Here is a 1,165-nt window from a genome sequence, read left to right as displayed (position 1 = left end):
CAGCCCGGCGCCGGCCCGTGCGGGGCGGGGCGGGGGTCGTATCCGCGGACCGGCGCCGGGCTGATCCGGTCGGCGAGCCCGTGAAGGACCTGGGCCGCCCACCGGCGCGAGGCGCCGGGGCGCTTCGGCGCGCCGCGCAGGGCCTCCGCCTCGGCGATCATCTCGGCGTGCCGCAGGCGGGAGAGGGAGTAGATCTGAGTGTCGTGCATCATGGATCTCCCTTTGGGGATGCCTCACAGATGGGTGCGGAGTCGGGGATGTCGCACCGGCGGGTGCGGACGTCTCAGCGGGCGCGGGTGATGGAGATGTCGCCGGACGTGGTGCGGACGTGGATCTCGACCTGCTCCGCGCCGGCGGCGGGCTGGTCGGCCTGGTCGAGTGAGGAGCCGACGCCGCCCGAGACCGAGGAGACGTCGAGCCACGCGTTGGTCCCCGCGGCGACGCCGATCACGACGTCACCTGAGGAGGATTTGACCGAGACGTTCCCACGGGCGACCGTGTCGACGGTGACGTCGGCGGACGCGCTCTTCACCTGGACGGAGCCGCCGGCCGCCCGGATCCCGACGCGCCCGGAGGCGCTCTTGACGGTGGCGGAGCCGCCGACCACGCCGAGCTCGGTCCTGCCCGAGGCGGTGGAGACCTCCGCTCCGCCGAGCACCTCCCGCAGGCCGACGTCTCCGGACGCCGTCTTCACGTAGGCGTCGCCCTCGATGACGTCACAGGTGACGTCACCGCTCGCCGTCTTGACGGCAAGGCCGGCGCAACGGTCGATCCGCACGTCGCCGGAGGCCGTTCTGACCGAGACGTCGTCCAGAGGGCCGGTCATCCGGACGCCGGCCGAGGCGGTGACGGAGTCGACCCGCGACCCTTCCGGCAGGCCGACGACGACCTCCAGCCGGGGCGTGCGGCCCAGCGTCAGGTGCCGTTCGGGCGCCTCGATGAAGATCGTTCCGTCGATCTGCTCGACGCGGGTCCGCTCGGCGCACTCCACGTCGATGGACCTGGACGGGTCGGCCGGCCGTACCTCGACCAGGGTGTCCTCGCGAGGTGCGGCCGTGATGTTCAGATCGCCCGCGGGAAACTTCACCTGGAGCGCGACGGGGCCGGGGGTCTGGAATACGGGCATGGCGGAATCTCCCTTGCGGGTTGCGGGGGTCTTGTGGGG

General features: G+C 72.7%; 2 protein-coding genes. Both read right to left on the bottom strand.

The features are described 5' to 3' along the window. On the bottom strand, window positions 1-212 hold a 212-nt coding region (locus tag CA984_RS44105), incomplete at its 3' end, for a hypothetical protein (RefSeq protein ID WP_133061998.1). 71 nt (window positions 213-283) lie between these two features. Next, window positions 284-1,126, bottom strand: coding sequence for a DUF4097 family beta strand repeat-containing protein (locus tag CA984_RS44100; protein WP_086579169.1), 843 nt, complete (start codon window positions 1,124-1,126; stop codon window positions 284-286). Window positions 1,127-1,165: the final 39 nt, after the last annotated feature.

The organism is Streptosporangium minutum (assembly GCF_002149035.1).
In the GTDB taxonomy this organism is placed as follows: domain Bacteria; phylum Actinomycetota; class Actinomycetes; order Streptosporangiales; family Streptosporangiaceae; genus Streptosporangium; species Streptosporangium minutum.
This window is presented reverse-complemented; position numbering and strand designations above follow the sequence as displayed.